This is a genomic window from Nocardia sp. FDAARGOS_372, assembly GCF_002554515.1.
GTDB lineage: Bacteria > Actinomycetota > Actinomycetes > Mycobacteriales > Mycobacteriaceae > Nocardia > Nocardia farcinica.
This window is the reverse complement of sequence record NZ_PDDW01000001.1, coordinates 2,905,525-2,919,433: the sequence shown is the minus strand read 5'-3', so window position 1 is coordinate 2,919,433 and position 13,909 is coordinate 2,905,525. Positions and strand designations below refer to the sequence as shown.

Sequence of the window (13,909 nt, the reverse complement as noted above, 5' to 3'; positions counted from 1 at the left end):
CCGGTGACTAAGCTCGGAAGCGAACGGCCCGCACGAACGTAGGAAAGTAGGCAGCCGACAGTGACCAGCACCATCGGATTGGGGATGCCGACCGCTCCGGCGGCCGTTCTCGCCCCCCGCCGCAAGACCCGCCAGCTGATGGTGGGCTCGGTCGGCGTGGGCAGCGATCACCCGGTCTCCGTGCAGTCCATGACCACCACCAAGACCCACGACGTCAACGCCACGCTGCAGCAGATCGCGCAGCTCACCGCGTCCGGCTGTGACATCGTGCGGGTGGCGTGCCCGCGTCAGGAAGACGCCGACGCGCTGGCGACGATCGCGAAGAAGAGCCAGATCCCGGTCATCGCCGACATCCACTTCCAGCCGCGCTACATATTCGCCGCGATCGATGCCGGGTGTGCCGCGGTGCGCGTGAATCCCGGCAACATCAAGGAATTCGACGGCCGGGTCAAAGAGGTCGCCAAGGCGGCGGGCGCCGCGGGCATTCCGATCCGGATCGGCGTGAACGCCGGATCGCTGGACAAGCGGATGCTGGAGAAGTACGGCAAGGCCACCCCGGAGGCGCTGGTGGAATCGGCGCTGTGGGAGGCGAGCCTGTTCGAGGAGCACGGTTTCGGCGACATCAAGATCTCGGTCAAGCACAACGACCCGGTGATCATGGTGGAGGCCTACCGGCAGCTGGCCGCGCAGTGCGATTACCCGCTGCACCTGGGCGTCACCGAGGCGGGTCCGGCGTTCCAGGGCACCATCAAGTCGGCGGTGGCCTTCGGCGCGCTGCTGAGCGAGGGCATCGGTGACACCATCCGGGTCTCGCTGTCGGCGCCGCCGGTCGAAGAGGTCAAGGTCGGCACGCAGATCCTGCAGTCGCTGAACCTGCGCCCGCGCAAGCTCGAGATCGTGTCCTGTCCGTCGTGCGGCCGTGCCCAGGTCGATGTCTACACCCTCGCCAACGAGGTGACCGCGGGGCTGGAGGGCATGGAGGTGCCGCTGCGGGTGGCCGTGATGGGGTGCGTGGTGAACGGCCCGGGCGAGGCGCGTGAGGCCGATCTGGGCGTGGCCTCCGGCAACGGCAAGGGCCAGATCTTCGTCAAGGGCCAGGTGATCAAGACCGTGCCCGAGCACCAGATCGTGGAGACGCTGATCGAAGAGGCGATGCGGATCGCCGAGGAGATGGGCGAGCAGGCCGGCTCCGGCGAGCCGGTCGTCACCGTGAGCTGACCTGGTCTTTCCCACGAGTTGTACCGCGTCGGTCCGGTTCGTGGCAGGCTGTCGGTGTGCGGAGTCTGCGGGAGCCGACGCGTCGGGCGAAATATGTTGCCGCGCGTCCGCTGACGAACCGGGACCTGGCCCAGGTTCTGCGGGTGCTCGACACCGACCCGGTGGCCTCGTGCATGGTGGTCGCGCGGCTGCAGGAGTTCGGGTTGGACGCCCGCGGCGCCCAGGGCGAACTGTGGACCCGGGAGGGTCCGGCGGAGTCGTTGTGCTTCTCCGGGGCGAATCTGGTGCCGTTGCGCGGCGACCACGAGGCACTGCGCGCCTTCGCCGACCGTGCCGCCCGGTGGCCGCGGATGTGTTCGTCCCTGGTCGGCCGCCAGGAACTGGCCTTGCCGCTGTGGGAGATGCTGAGCGAGCGGTGGGGTCCGCCGCGGGAACTGCGCGGCACGCAGCCGCTGCTGGCGCTCGCCCATCCGGCGCTCTACGACCCCGACGCCGAGGTGCGCCGGGCCCGCCCCGACGAACTCGACCGCTACCTCGAGGCCGCGATCGCGATGTTCATCGAGGAAGTGGGTGTCGATCCGCGGGCGGGCGACGGCGGCCGCGCCTATCGCAGGCGGATCCAGAGCCTGATCGAATCCGGTCGCGCCTGGGCGCGGTTCGAGGACGGGCGGGTGGTGTACAAGGCCGAGATCGGGTCGCTGTCCCGGCGGACCGGCCAGATCCAGGGCGTCTGGGTGCATCCGGACCGGCGCGGGCGCGGGCTCGGCACGGCGGGCACGGCGGCGGTCGCGAACGCGGTGGTCGCCTCCGGCCGCACGGCCAGCCTCTACGTCAACGATTTCAACACCGTCGCCCGCCGCGCCTACGGCCGGGTCGGGTTCCGGCAGGTGGCGACGTTCGCCACGGTCCTGCTCGACTGAACGCGCGGCCCGGGGCGCGAGATTCGGTGCGCCGCAGGAGTTTGCCGTTCGGTGGCCAGTACCATCGGCAGCGATGTCGACGCGCATACTGATCCCGGTCGTCGTCGCGATGTTGGTCGCGGCGGCGGTGGTGGGCTGCTCGTCCGGCCCGCAGGGGCCGGTTCCGGTGGCCGAGTCCTTCCTCTCCGCCTTTGCCGCCCGTGAGCTCGACGCCGCCGCGGAGCTCACCAGCCAGCCGGAGAAGGCAAGTGCCGCCTTGGCTTCGGCGTGGGAGAAGCTGCAGGCCGAGGAGCTGACCGCCCGCTCGGGTGCGGCCAGGGTGACCGGCGACACCGCGACCGTCGACTACAGCTACGAGTGGCGCCTGCCCAAGAACCGGGTCTGGAGCTACACCGGGCAGTTGCAGATGGGCCGCAGCGAGGGCCGCTGGACGGTGCGCTGGACCTCCTCGAACATCCACCCTCGCCTCGGCGACACGCAGACGTTGGCGCTGCGCACCACGCCCGCGCCGCGCGCCCGCGTCAACGAGCAGTCCGGCAGCGATGTGCTGGTGCCGGGCGAGGTGACGCGGGTGGCGTTCTCGCCCGCGGACGCGCCGGATCCGGCGAAGGTGGCCGGTGCGCTGTCGGCGGCGCTGCTGCGCTTCGACAAGAAGCTCACCCCGGAGGCGATCCTGCGCGCGGCTCGCGCCGCCGACGGGCCCTACACCGTCGCGCTGCTCAGCGAGGTCGAATACAACGAGGTCGGTGCCCTGCTCATCGGGTTGCCGGGGGTGCGGCTCAACCAGGAGTGGGACATGGTGTCCACCGAGCGTGGCTTCGCGCCCGACCTGCTGACCCAGATCCGCAAGACCGTGATCGCCGAGGTGGACGGCAAGGCGGGCTGGAGCGTGGTGACCCAGAACGCCAACGGCGTCGACACCGATGTGCTCACCGAGGTGCCCGCGCAGCCCGCGCCGTCGTTCGCGCTGAGCATCGACCGGTATGTGCAGAACGCGGCGCAGCGTGCGGTGGACGTGCCCAAGGAACAAACGATGATGGTCGTGATCCGGCCGTCGACCGGCGCGATCCTGGCGGTGGCCCAGAACGAGGCGGCCGACCGGGACGGGCCGATGGCCACCATCGGGCAGTATCCGCCCGGCTCGATCTTCAAGACGGTCACCGCGGCGGCGGCCATGCACGAAGGGCTGGCGACCCCGGACACCATCGTGCCGTGCCCGAGCCAGATCGTCATCGGCGAGCGGACCATCCCGAACTACAACATGTTCAGTGTCGGCAGCGTGCCGATGGCCACCGCGTACGAGCGCTCCTGCAACACCTCCTTCGCCAAGCTGGCCAGCGAGCTGCCCGCCGACGCGTTGCACGTGACCGCGGCGGGGCTGGGCGTGGGACCCGACTACACCGTGGTCGGACTGCCGACGACCTCGGGTTCGGTGCCGCCCGCCGAGGACATGGTGCAGCGCAGCGAGGACGGCATCGGGCAGGGCAAGGTCGTGGTCAGCCCGTTCGGGATGGCGCTGATGGCGGCGACGGTCGCCAACGGCAGCGCCCCGGTGCCGTGGCTGATCGGCGGGCGGGAGACGATCGTGGACGGCGAGCGCCCGGCGATCGACCCGGCGGTGATCGAGGGCCTGCGGCTGATGATGCGCAAGGTGATCACCGGCGGAACCGCCACCCGCATCGTCGACCAAGGCGAGGTCTACGGCAAGACCGGTGAGGCGGAGGTGGAGGGCGGTTCGCACTCCTGGTTCGTGGGATACCGCGGCGACATCGCGTTCGCCACATTGCTGGTCAAGGGTGGCAGCTCCGACAACGCGGTCGCGGTGACCAGGGACATGTTCGCGGCGTTGCCGCCGGAGTACTGAGCGCTCAGCGGGCCCGGGTGAGGCCGACGGCCACCACCGAGCCGAACCGCTGGGTCGCCGCCGCCTGGGGATCCGGGACGGCCGCGGTGCAGCTGTGCACGGCGGCCGGCGAGCCGGCGGGCGCGGCGGTCGATTCGCTGCCGCCGAGCAGTTCCACGGCGAGCGTGCCGCCGAGCAACAGACCGGCGGTGGCCAGGACGGTGGTGGACAGCTTCATGGTCGGACTCCTCGCTACGCGACTCCCGGCGGTTTGCTGACGATTTGCTGAAACCGATTGACACGGTAGTGCGCCGCGGCGGACCGGACAAGACCCCGGTGACGCAGCCCGCAACCGCGCGCTCGTGTGCAGTTCGCAGCACACCGGCGGAACGGATGGTGGCGGGGACGCGGCGGCCGGGGCTCGCGGGCTGGGCTCAGTCCCGGTGCAGTGTGGCGGCCAGGTGGTGGGTCAGCGGCTCGCCGACCGCCGCCATGCGCAGCGAGTACTCGATGGTGTCGCCGGCGACCCGGAACGAACGGCCCAGGGCCGTCACGAGTTTCGCCGTGCTGCTGCGGCCGATGTGCGTGGAGTCGAAGTCCATCCGCAGCTCACCGTCGGCGATCGTCAGCGACCCCTCGCAGATCTCGGTGATCCCGGTCGGGTGCGCCAGGATGAGCTCGACATGGTCGGGGCGCGGGCGGCGCAGGTAGCCGGTCTCGGCGTGCATGGGCCTGCTGCCGTCGGCGGCGCGGGTGCGCTGACGGTAGGTGAGGAACGGACGGCCGAGATGGCCGAAGCTGATCTCCTCGTGGTAGTCGAACGACTCGATCGTCGGGTACTGCCCGTGACCGGCGCCTCGCCAGGTGCCCAGCAGCGACGCGAGCGCGGCGATGTCGGGATGCAGGGCTACGGACGGTTGCGGTTCGGCCACGGCGGACAAGGATAGCTGGCGTCACCGGGGACGGCACCACAGGCCGCCGCGCGGGTCACCGTCGGCGGCCGAATCGCCGCAGCCCTCGGCTGCGGCGCCGCGGCAGGGTGGCGTAGACCATCGTCATGTCGGCGAACACCTCCGCCTCCTGCTCGCGGTCCTGGCCGAACTCCGCGCGGCCGAGCACGTGCTGGCCGGGCACCGCGGGCACCAGGGCGGCCAGCTCCGGCGGCAGCTCTGCGGCGGTCGGCGCGTCGTCGGCAGGCCCGTGCCCGAGCAGCATGTGGCCGATCTCGTGCAGGATGATGTGATCGGCGTTGCGGTCGGTGGCTTCGGCGTCGTAGACGATGATGTCGTCGAATCTGCGCGACACCCACAGCCCCGCGCCGCGGCAGCCGTTTCCGGCGAGCAGCTCGGCGGGCACCGGCCGCAGCGAGATCGATCGTCCGCGGTGGGCCGCCACCCTGGCCAGATACTCGTTGACATCCCACGGACTGGGCAGCGGCACCGTCCGGGTCGCGTCGCCGAGACGGGCTTCCATGCTGGTCATCGGCGCTCACTCTACCGACGCCCCGGCGACCCGTCACGTCCGTCGTCGGTCACACCGCCGCCGTGATGCGCTCGCCGCGACCGGTTTTCGCGTGCGCCGACGAGAACGGCACCCGGCCCGACCAGTGCGGATGAACCAGGCGCGAGCGCCGCGCGTGTATTCGGGATGCGCGCCGTGACCGACCGGACCCGTCTGCCGGGAGACCGCCGCCGCCCGGCGCACCGTGCGACGGAGCCCAACCGTGTGGTCCTGCCGTCGCGGCCGCACCCGTCGGCCGCGGCGCAGTGGTGGACGCTCACCGCCCGGCTGCTGCGTCCCTCGCTGCACAACGGTGAGGTCCTCACCGCGGTGCTCGCCCCGACGGTGTTCACGCTGGGCTTCTACGTGCCGATGAACGCGGTGATGGCGGCCTACGGGCACGGGCTGAGCAGCTACGCGCAGTTCCTGCTGCCGATGATCGTGATGCAGGCGGTCGCGTTCTGCGCGGTGTCGGCGGCGCACCGGGCCGCGGTGGACGCCAGGGCCGGACTCGACGAACGCCTGCGCACGCTGCCGCTGCCCCGGCTGGTGCCGCCGGCGGCCCGGCTCGCCGCCGCGCTGTACCGCGGCGGCATCGCCGGGGCGGCCGCGTTGGTGTGCGGCGGGGTGATCGGCGCGCGGTTCTTCGGGCCGTGGTGGCAGACCGGGGGCTTCCTGCTGCTCGCGCTCGCCGTCGGCGCGGTCCTGAGCCTGGGCGCCGACCTGCTGGGCAGCCTCTCGGCCGGTCCCGAGGCGACGACGCAGCTACTGGCGCTGCCGCAGCTGATCCTCGGTCTGGTGTCCACCGGGTTGGCCCCCGCCGAGCACTTCCCGCCGTGGCTGGCCGGATTCGCGGCGCACCAACCGGTGTCGGCCTTCGTCGACGCGTTGCGCGCGCTGGCGGGCGACGCCACCGGGGCGGCGGGCACGATCGGCTGGTCGACGCTGGGTCCCGCGGTGGCGTGGATCCTCGGGCTGGGTGCGGTGTTCGGCGCGGGTGCGGTGTTCGTCGCGAGGCGGGGCGGGCGGTGAGGGATGCGCACCGAACCCCCCGTGGTCACCGGCCCCACCGAGACCGTGGCGCTGCTCGGGGGCCAGAGCGTGCTGCACGCGCGCAGGTTGCTGCTGCGCGTCGCGCGCGACCCGCAGACCGTGGTCGCGACGGTGGTGTTCCCCGCCGGGCTGCTGATGGTGCTGAACGCGGTGACCGGGCGCCAGGTGTCGGCGTTCGCCGGGGCGAGTGCGCTCTACGGGACGGTGCCGATGGTCGCGCTGGTCGCGGCGATGTCCGGGTCGGTGGCCGGCGCCGTCGCGCTCGGGCGGGAGCGCGACGCGGGGTTGCCCGCCCGGTTCTGGGTGCTGCCGGTACACCGCGGCGCCGACCCGCTGGCGCGGCTGCTCGCCGAAGCCGCGCGCATCCTGGTGGCGACCGCGGTGATGGTGATCGTCGGTGTCCTGCTCGGATTCCGGTTCCAGCAGGGGGTGCTGGCCGGCGTCGTGTTCCTGGCGGTGCCGCTGGTGTTCGGGCTGGGGTTCGCGACGATGGTGTTCGCGGCGGCGATGGTCACCACGCGCACCGCCTTCGTCGAGGCGGTGTCGCTGCTGTCCTCGCTGCTGATGTTCTTCAGCACCGGTTTCGTGCCGCTCGCGGCATATCCGGCGTGGGCGCGCCCGCTCGTCGCCCATCAGCCGCTGACCCAGGCGATCGACGCGATGCGGGGACTGTCGCTCGGCGGCCCCGTGCGCGGCCCGCTGCTGGCGACACTGGCCTGGTCGGTGGGCGCGTTCGCGGTGTTCGCGGGCCCGGCCCTGCGCGGATATCGCCGTGCCGCCCGGTCCGGCGCCGGTGGCGGCGCGTGACCCGGGGAGTCCTCAGCGCATGGTCGCGGCGGCCGACTCGATCAGCCCCACCGAATCACGCGGGCTCAACGCCATCGCGCGCAGCTGATCGAAGATCACCCCGAACCGGCGCACTTCCGCGTGCCCTTCCACCAGCTCGTCCCCGGCGATCCCTTCGACGTACACCAGCTCCGGGTCGTTGGGGTCGCGGAAATCCAGCAGCGTGAACGAGCCGGCCATCCCCGGATGCGCCCCGGCGTCGAACGGCAGGATCTGCAGGATCACGTTCTTCAGTTTGCTCATCTCGAGCAACTTCTCCAGCTGGCCGCGCATGGTGTCGGGTCCGCCGACCACACGCCGGATCGCCGCCTCGTCCAGCACCACCCACAGCTCCAGCGGTTCGGGCTTGGACAACACCACCGCGCGGTTCATCCTGGCCTGGGTGCGCGACTCCATCACCGCGGCCTCCACCTTCGGCATGGAGGTGTCGATGACGGCCATCGCGTACTGCGGGGTCTGCAACAGGCCGGGGATGAACGAGGTCTGGTAGTGCCGGGCCGACAGGGCCTCGGCCTCGAAGTTGATGTATGCCGCGTACACCTCGGTGAGGTTGGCCTCCCACGGCCGGGACATGCCCGGCTTCTGCGCGTCGACCAGCAGGTCGAGCGCATAGCGGCGGCGTTCGTCGTCGACGGCGTAGAGGTCGAGCAGCGCGGTGAGGGTGCGCCGCTGCGGCCGGGCCTGCGCCGCCTCGATCCGGTAGAGCGTGGTGACGTTGATGCCGGTGCGGGCGCTGACCTCCTCCTTGCTCAGCCCCGCACTCTCTCGCATCTCCGACAGCAGCGCCGCGAGGCGGCGCAACCCGGCCGTGAGGACGGTGCGCTTGCCAGCCATGAGACGGATTTCCTTTCGCCCGGCGCGATCGGGACGCATCCGGGTCCGCCGTGCTTCCGGCGCGGCGTCGCCGATGCGCGTTCCGGGCAGATTACCTGTCCGCCATCGACTTCGGGCCGCGGGTGAACGGTTGTCCGATGCCCTGTCCGGTGCCCGTGGTTTGCCCGTCCCCCGGCCGGGTAGGCCGAGGCTACGCGGGCGGGGGCCGGCACTCGGGAAGGAGCAGCGGTGCACTACATCGACACGGTCAAGGATCAGGTGAGCGGCGTCAAGGATCAGGTGACCGATCTGGTCGGCAAGGTCGCCGGAACGGTGGGCTCGCGCACCAGCGCGCAGACGCTCACCGTCGCCGCGCCGCGAGAGCGGATCGCCGCGTTCTGGCGCGACCCGGCCTCGCTGTCGCAGGTGCTCGGCGAGTTCGGTGCGGTGAGCTGCCCGGAACCGGACCGCTACGACTGGACGCTGCGCCGCGACGGCGAGGAGATCGCGACCTGGCACACCACCCTGAGTACCGACGCCGACGGCTTGCGGTACACCGACGCGGCCGCCGACGGCGTCGACGCCCAGCTGCACATCGAATTCGCCGAAGCCCCCGCCGATCTGGGCACCGAGGTGACGCTGCGGGTCACCGCGCCGGTGCCCGGCCTGCTCACCGGCGCCGTGGCGTTCAAGGTGCTCTACCGGGCGCGTGCCCTGCTGCAGACCGGTGAACTGCCCACCCTCGCCCACAACCCGAGCGCGCGTGCGGGCGCGCGCTGAACAGGAGACGAGATGCGCGCACTGTGCTGGAACGGCGTCAACGACCTCGCCGTCGAAACCGTGGAGGACCCCAGGCTGGTCAACCCGCACGACGTGATCGTGCGCGTGCGACTGACCACCACCTGCGGCTCCGACCTGCACTTCATCGACGGCTACCTGCCGGGGATGCGGGCGGGCGACGTGTTCGGCCACGAGTTCATGGGCGAGATCGTCGAGGTCGGCCGGGAGGTCCGCGACCGCAAGGTCGGCGACCGGGTGGTGGTGCCCTCCTTCATCGGCTGCGGCACCTGCTTCTACTGCACCCGCGACATGTACTCGCTGTGCGACACCACCAACCCCAACGCCGAACTGCAACAACCGGTGTTCGGTTATCCGACCGGCGGCATCTACGGCTACACCCACCCGTTCGGCGGCTATCAGGGCTCGCACGCGGAGTACGTCCGGGTGCCGTTCGGCGATGTGAACAGCTTCGTCGTGCCCGAGGGCATCACCGACGAGCAGGCGCTGTTCGTCTCCGACGCGGTGCCGACCGGGCTGATGGGCGCCGACTTCTGCGACATCGCCCCCGGCGACACCGTCGCGGTGTGGGGCAGCGGCGGCGTCGGCCTGATGGCCGGGCACACCGCGCGCCTGCTCGGTGCGGGCCGGGTCGTCGTGATCGATCGCATCCCGGAGCGACTCGCCTTGGCGCGCAAGCACTTCGACGCCGAGACCATCGACTACACCGCGGTGGACAGCGTCCAGGAGGCGCTGCGGGAGATGACCGGCGGCCGCGGGCCCGACGCCTGCATCGACGCGGTCGGCATGGAGGGCCACGGCACCGGATTGCAGCAGATCTACGACCGCGCCAAGCAGTTGCTGCGGCTCGAGACCGACCGGGCCACCCCGCTGCGCGAGGCGATCCTGGCCTGCCGCAAGGGCGGTGTGGTCGCGGTGCTCGGCATCTACGGGCTCACCGACAAGTTCCCGATGGGCGTGGTCACCAACAAGGGCCTGACCATCCGCACCGCCCAGCAGCACGGGCAGCGGTACGTGCCGCGCATGTTCGACCACATCCTGCAGGGCGACCTCGATCCCTCCTACCTCGTCACGCACGACCTGTCGCTCGAGGACGGGCCGCGCGGCTACGAGGTGTTCAAGAACAAGGACGAGGGGTGTGTCCGCGCGGTGTTCCGGCCGTGAGGCGCGTGAGCGCGGCCGGCCCGGGTAACCGCCCGGTATGACCGAACCCGAACACACCGAGCCCGAACGTCCCGGTTCCGCGGAACGACCCGCCGACCGCGAGGATCTCGACGATCGTCTCGCCGGGGACTCCCGCGAGGTCCCCGACGCCGAGGACGTGAGCGAGGAGGCGGGCGCCGTCGAGCCCCCGGACTGAGTTCGTCTGCACGTCACGGCCCGCGTGAGGCATGATAGAAAGTCCCGCACGGTTGTGACGAAGAAGACTGTCACGAGGAAGCAAGGAAGTGGGACAGTCCCGGCAGATGAGTCAGCGCGAGATGGCACCACCCAGCACGCTCTCGCAGCGCAGAGCTGCGTTGGAGCAGGAGTGGGCCCGCCGCGTGCCGGGACCGCCACCCGCCGCGCCCCCCGAGCCGCCCGCCGCGGTCCGGGAGGAGGTCGCCGAATCGTGGCGGCGTTCGCTGGCCACGGTCGACCCGGCCCGCGACAGCGCCCCGCACGCGGGCAGTGACGACATCGGGGCCCGCTGGCTGGAATCACCGCTGCGCAAGCCCGTCACCGAACTGGCCGATCAACTGCACGACATCGCCCACGACGCCGGGTTCGTCGCGGCGGTCACCGACGAGAGCGGCACCATCCTGTGGTCCTACGGCGGTCCGGTGATGCGCCGCCGCGCCGAACGGGTGAACTTCGCCCCCGGCGGCTGCTGGGACGAGACGCACATGGGCACCAACGCCCTGTCGCTGTCGCTGCGCACCGGCAGGCCGAGCACCGTGTTCTCCGCCGAGCACCTGGTCGCGGCGCTGCACGGCTGGGTCTGCTACAGCGCACCGATCAAGAGCCCGGACGGGCGCAAACTCGGCGTGCTGGACCTGTCCTCCACCTGGGACCGCGCGCATCCGCTGGTGTTGTCGACCGTGCGCACGCTGGTGAGCGCAATCGAGGCACGGCTGCCGATGGCGTCCGCACCCGACACGGTGCGGTTGACCTGTCTCGGTGCGGGCCGGTTGGTGCGCGAGGGCCGGCCGGTGCGGCTGCGGCCGCGGCAGCTCGAGATCCTCACGCTGCTGGCGCTGGAGCCGGAGGGATTCACCCCCGAACGGCTGCAGTGGGCCATCTACGGCGATCGTCCGGCCACCCTGACCACGGTGAAGGCCGACGTCTCGCATCTGCGCCGCGTCACCGGCGAGGAGATCACCAGCCGGGTCTACCAGTTGTCGGCGCCGCTGGCCTGCGACGCCGTCGAACTGCTCGCCGCGCTGCGCACCGGCGACACCGCCTCGGCGGTGCGGTTGTACCAGGGCCCACTGCTGCCGGATTCGGAGGCGCCGGGCATCGTCGAATGGCGCGAGCATCTCGAGGTGGGCGTGCGCACCGCCGTCCTGGCGAGCCTCGAACCCGAGCACGCGCTGCGCTTCGGCGAGCGCGCCCCCGACGACATCGAGGTGCACGAGCACGCCCTGGCGCTGCTCCCGCGCGACGACGCCCGTCGGGCGGTGGCCGCCGCCCGCCTGCACACCGCCCTGCGCGGCTGATCCATCGGTCCACAGCACCGACCCGCGCTGGAAAGCCCTCTTACACATACCCTTCGGCATGTCGTGCGAGTCGCTCGCGGCTTCCGGCCGCATGACCACGGTTTTCGGCCGGCCCGCCCGCGCAGTGCCGCGCATGGATCCGAACGCACTATTGCGTTCGGCGTTGCGTTCTTGCATCTGCACGCGCATGATCCAGCTAGCCGGTGTCGCCGCTCCAGCGGCGGCGGCGCCCGGAACGCCGGACAATCGAATCGAGAAGCCGATCATGCCGAGATTTGCGATGACCGTGGCGGATGCGGGGGCGCGGGGATGAGCGCACCGACGATAGGGGTGCTGCCGACGGCGCCACAGCTGCTGAGCGCCTTCCAGGGCAGGCGGTTCGAGGATCGGGAGCTGTTGCGCTCCGCGCACGCCCTCGCCGAGCTGCACGCGCGCCGCGCCCAACTGGCCGACGCCCACCTGCTCGCCGAAATCGACTGCCGTCGTAGCGAACTGGTCGACGACATCGACGAGTGGATCGCACACGAGGTGCCGGTGCACCGGCCCGACGCCGCCCTGCACACCGAGAGCCTGGGCGCCGTGGTGGACCGAATGGCGCGTAGCTGGGTCGATGCCAACCAGGCCATCGACAGTGCGGGCCCGCGCAGCGACACCACCCATAAACACTGGTATCACCTGGCCGAACTCGTCGACGGCTACACTGATCTGGTCACCGACGTGGCGGGCGGCCGTCGCCGCCTCCCCGGCCGGTAGCCCGGGCGACCCGCATCGAGGTCACCGCGCGATCCGCCGGGCCTGCCGCGTCGCAGGCGCAGGGACGGCGGGCGCAACGGCGCGTCTCGCCCGGCGTACCGCGTCGACCGGCGCGGTACGCCCGGCCCGCGCCGCGCCGTCCTTCTCCCGACGCTCAGCAAGAGCCCCTATGCCCTCCCCAGGGGCTGCCCTCCCAGAGGCCTCAGGCCCTCAGGCCGTCGGCAGCGTCCGGCGCTCCCGCCGCTCGCGCCATCGCCGCCGGTACCGGCGGATCCGCCCGGCCAGCAGGACGACCACCGTCAGCCCGATCAGCAGCAGCAGTGCCGCCACGAGCGCCGCGGCCAGCGGATGGAAGATCGCCAGCGTGATCACCGCCGCCACCCCGACGTCCTCGGCGGCGCTGGTGACGATGTTGCTGGCGGGTTCCGGTGAGGTGTTGATCGCCATCCGGAGACCGGCCTTGACCAGGTGACTCACCAGCGCCGTGGTACCGCCCACCGCGGCGGCGGCCAGTTGCGTGAGCGATTCGTCGGAGCCCGCGATGAGCGCGGCGACCACCGCGCCCGCCGCCGGACGCACGACCGTGTGCAGGGAATCCCAGAAGGAGTCCAGGTAGGGGATCTTGTCGGCCACCGCCTCGATCGCGAACAGCACCGCCGCCGCGATCAGCACATCGGCGCGTTGCAGGCCCGCGGGCACCTCGTCGGACAGGCCGGTGACGCCGAACAGCCCGAGCAACAGCACCACCGCGTAGGCGTTGATCCCGCTGGCCCAGCCCGCGGTGAAGATCAGGGGGAGCAGTGACACCCTGCGATGGTAGTGGCGAATCGTGCCGGGCGGCCGTGCGCGGCGACACGGCCGTGACCGGACACGCCCACTCGGGGGACAATGCAGGGGTGAGTGACGTGACCAGCCCGACCGACCGGTGCCGTGGCCGCCGGCTGCCCGCACCATGACGGACAGGGAAGCACCCGGACCGCCGGAGGCGGGAAAGCGCACGGTGCGCGATCAGCTGCGCCGCAAACTGGACGAATTGAAGCCCGCGAGGAACGACCCGGCGCGCGGCGCGGAGGAGCCGTCCACGGTCGTTCGGCTGCCGCGGCAGCCGCGGCGGGTGGTCGAGGAACCCGCGGGACGCCGGGACAAGCCCTGGCGGGACAACGCACCGGGCGATCCACCGCCGACCCGGCCGGTGCTGCGCTCCGAACTGCAGGCCGAGACCGGGGCGTGGCAGGCCGGGGCGGACGGGCCGGTCGGGTCCGCGGCGGAGCCCGGTGCGGCCGAGCGCGGCGGCGAACTCGTCGAGCTGCACGCCTGGCAGCGGAAACGCGCGAGCGGCAAGCCCCCCGCCCCGCGCCGGATCCGGCCACGCCGGATCGACCGGAACGCGGGTGACCGCGGCGGCGCCGACCGCGACGGTGACGCCTGATCGCGAACGACCCCCGCCCGCGGCTGCGCGCCGGCTG

At 71.8% G+C, this 13,909-nt stretch carries 16 protein-coding genes; 11 read left to right on the top strand and 5 right to left on the bottom strand.

Going from position 1 to position 13,909, the window contains the following annotated elements; all coding sequences use genetic code 11:
* Positions 1 to 60 precede the first annotated feature (60 nt).
* The 3 genes from ispG (at position 61) to CRM89_RS14095 (ending at position 4,002) form a co-directional block, all read left to right on the top strand.
* The gene (ispG, locus tag CRM89_RS14105; protein ID WP_011210652.1) at positions 61 to 1,218 is read left to right on the top strand and encodes a flavodoxin-dependent (E)-4-hydroxy-3-methylbut-2-enyl-diphosphate synthase; all 1,158 of its coding nucleotides are present in this window, start codon (positions 61 to 63) and stop codon (positions 1,216 to 1,218) included.
* Positions 1,219 to 1,274: 56 nt separating this feature from the next.
* Positions 1,275 to 2,138 (top strand): GNAT family N-acetyltransferase, encoded by an 864-nt coding sequence (locus CRM89_RS14100; RefSeq protein WP_011210651.1) that lies wholly within the window; start codon positions 1,275 to 1,277, stop codon positions 2,136 to 2,138.
* Positions 2,139 to 2,211: 73 nt separating this feature from the next.
* A complete protein-coding gene (locus CRM89_RS14095; protein WP_011210650.1) occupies positions 2,212 to 4,002 on the top strand; it encodes a penicillin-binding transpeptidase domain-containing protein in 1,791 nt (596 codons plus the stop codon).
* A gap of 4 nt (positions 4,003 to 4,006) precedes the next feature.
* On the opposite strand, the gene CRM89_RS14090 is transcribed toward CRM89_RS14095, so the two are convergent.
* From CRM89_RS14090 to CRM89_RS14080, 3 genes are all read right to left on the bottom strand, one after another.
* On the bottom strand, positions 4,007 to 4,219 hold the full coding sequence (locus CRM89_RS14090) for a hypothetical protein (RefSeq protein WP_098084336.1): 213 nt from the start codon (positions 4,217 to 4,219) through the stop codon (positions 4,007 to 4,009).
* Positions 4,220 to 4,415: 196 nt separating this feature from the next.
* Positions 4,416 to 4,922, bottom strand: coding sequence for a peroxynitrite isomerase (locus CRM89_RS14085; RefSeq protein ID WP_098084334.1), 507 nt, complete (start codon positions 4,920 to 4,922; stop codon positions 4,416 to 4,418).
* 46 nt (positions 4,923 to 4,968) lie between these two features.
* Positions 4,969 to 5,463 (bottom strand): hypothetical protein, encoded by a 495-nt coding sequence (locus CRM89_RS14080; RefSeq protein ID WP_098084332.1) that lies wholly within the window; start codon positions 5,461 to 5,463, stop codon positions 4,969 to 4,971.
* A 243-nt stretch (positions 5,464 to 5,706) separates the two neighbouring features.
* Between CRM89_RS14080 and CRM89_RS14075 the strand changes: the two genes are divergently transcribed.
* Together CRM89_RS14075 and CRM89_RS14070 are read left to right on the top strand one after the other, a co-directional pair.
* Positions 5,707 to 6,513, top strand: a complete 807-nt coding sequence (locus CRM89_RS14075; protein ID WP_324188817.1) for an antibiotic transporter — start codon at positions 5,707 to 5,709, stop codon at positions 6,511 to 6,513.
* A 3-nt stretch (positions 6,514 to 6,516) separates the two neighbouring features.
* Positions 6,517 to 7,341, top strand: a complete 825-nt coding sequence (locus CRM89_RS14070) for an ABC transporter permease (RefSeq protein WP_098084326.1) — start codon at positions 6,517 to 6,519, stop codon at positions 7,339 to 7,341.
* A 12-nt stretch (positions 7,342 to 7,353) separates the two neighbouring features.
* Here the strand turns inward: CRM89_RS14070 and CRM89_RS14065 are convergent, their stop codons facing one another.
* On the bottom strand, positions 7,354 to 8,214 hold the full coding sequence (locus tag CRM89_RS14065) for a helix-turn-helix transcriptional regulator (RefSeq protein WP_011210644.1): 861 nt from the start codon (positions 8,212 to 8,214) through the stop codon (positions 7,354 to 7,356).
* 228 nt (positions 8,215 to 8,442) lie between these two features.
* Here CRM89_RS14065 and CRM89_RS14060 point away from each other — a divergent pair, with 228 nt between their 5' ends.
* The 5 genes from CRM89_RS14060 to CRM89_RS14045 all read left to right on the top strand — a co-directional run bounded on the left by CRM89_RS14060 (position 8,443) and on the right by CRM89_RS14045 (position 12,443).
* Positions 8,443 to 8,973: a hypothetical protein gene (locus CRM89_RS14060; protein ID WP_098084323.1), complete on the top strand. Its 531-nt coding sequence runs from the start codon at positions 8,443 to 8,445 to the stop codon at positions 8,971 to 8,973.
* Between the two features lie 12 nt (positions 8,974 to 8,985).
* Positions 8,986 to 10,155: a zinc-dependent alcohol dehydrogenase gene (locus CRM89_RS14055; RefSeq protein ID WP_011210642.1), complete on the top strand. Its 1,170-nt coding sequence runs from the start codon at positions 8,986 to 8,988 to the stop codon at positions 10,153 to 10,155.
* A gap of 37 nt (positions 10,156 to 10,192) precedes the next feature.
* Entirely contained in the window at positions 10,193 to 10,351 is a 159-nt protein-coding gene (locus CRM89_RS30970; RefSeq protein WP_157838431.1) for a hypothetical protein, read from the top strand.
* 106 nt (positions 10,352 to 10,457) lie between these two features.
* On the top strand, positions 10,458 to 11,690 hold the full coding sequence (locus CRM89_RS14050; protein ID WP_011210641.1) for a helix-turn-helix domain-containing protein: 1,233 nt from the start codon (positions 10,458 to 10,460) through the stop codon (positions 11,688 to 11,690).
* 393 nt (positions 11,691 to 12,083) lie between these two features.
* Positions 12,084 to 12,443: a DUF4254 domain-containing protein gene (locus CRM89_RS14045; RefSeq protein ID WP_041561235.1), complete on the top strand. Its 360-nt coding sequence runs from the start codon at positions 12,084 to 12,086 to the stop codon at positions 12,441 to 12,443.
* Between the two features lie 210 nt (positions 12,444 to 12,653).
* Here CRM89_RS14045 and CRM89_RS14040 read toward each other — a convergent pair whose 3' ends face one another.
* On the bottom strand, positions 12,654 to 13,250 hold the full coding sequence (locus CRM89_RS14040; RefSeq protein WP_060594857.1) for a DUF4126 domain-containing protein: 597 nt from the start codon (positions 13,248 to 13,250) through the stop codon (positions 12,654 to 12,656).
* Positions 13,251 to 13,395: 145 nt separating this feature from the next.
* Here CRM89_RS14040 and CRM89_RS14035 point away from each other — a divergent pair, with 145 nt between their 5' ends.
* Positions 13,396 to 13,872 carry a hypothetical protein gene (locus tag CRM89_RS14035; RefSeq protein WP_098084320.1) on the top strand — a complete coding sequence of 159 codons (477 nt, stop codon included), beginning with the start codon at positions 13,396 to 13,398 and terminating at the stop codon, positions 13,870 to 13,872.
* Positions 13,873 to 13,909 lie beyond the last annotated feature (37 nt).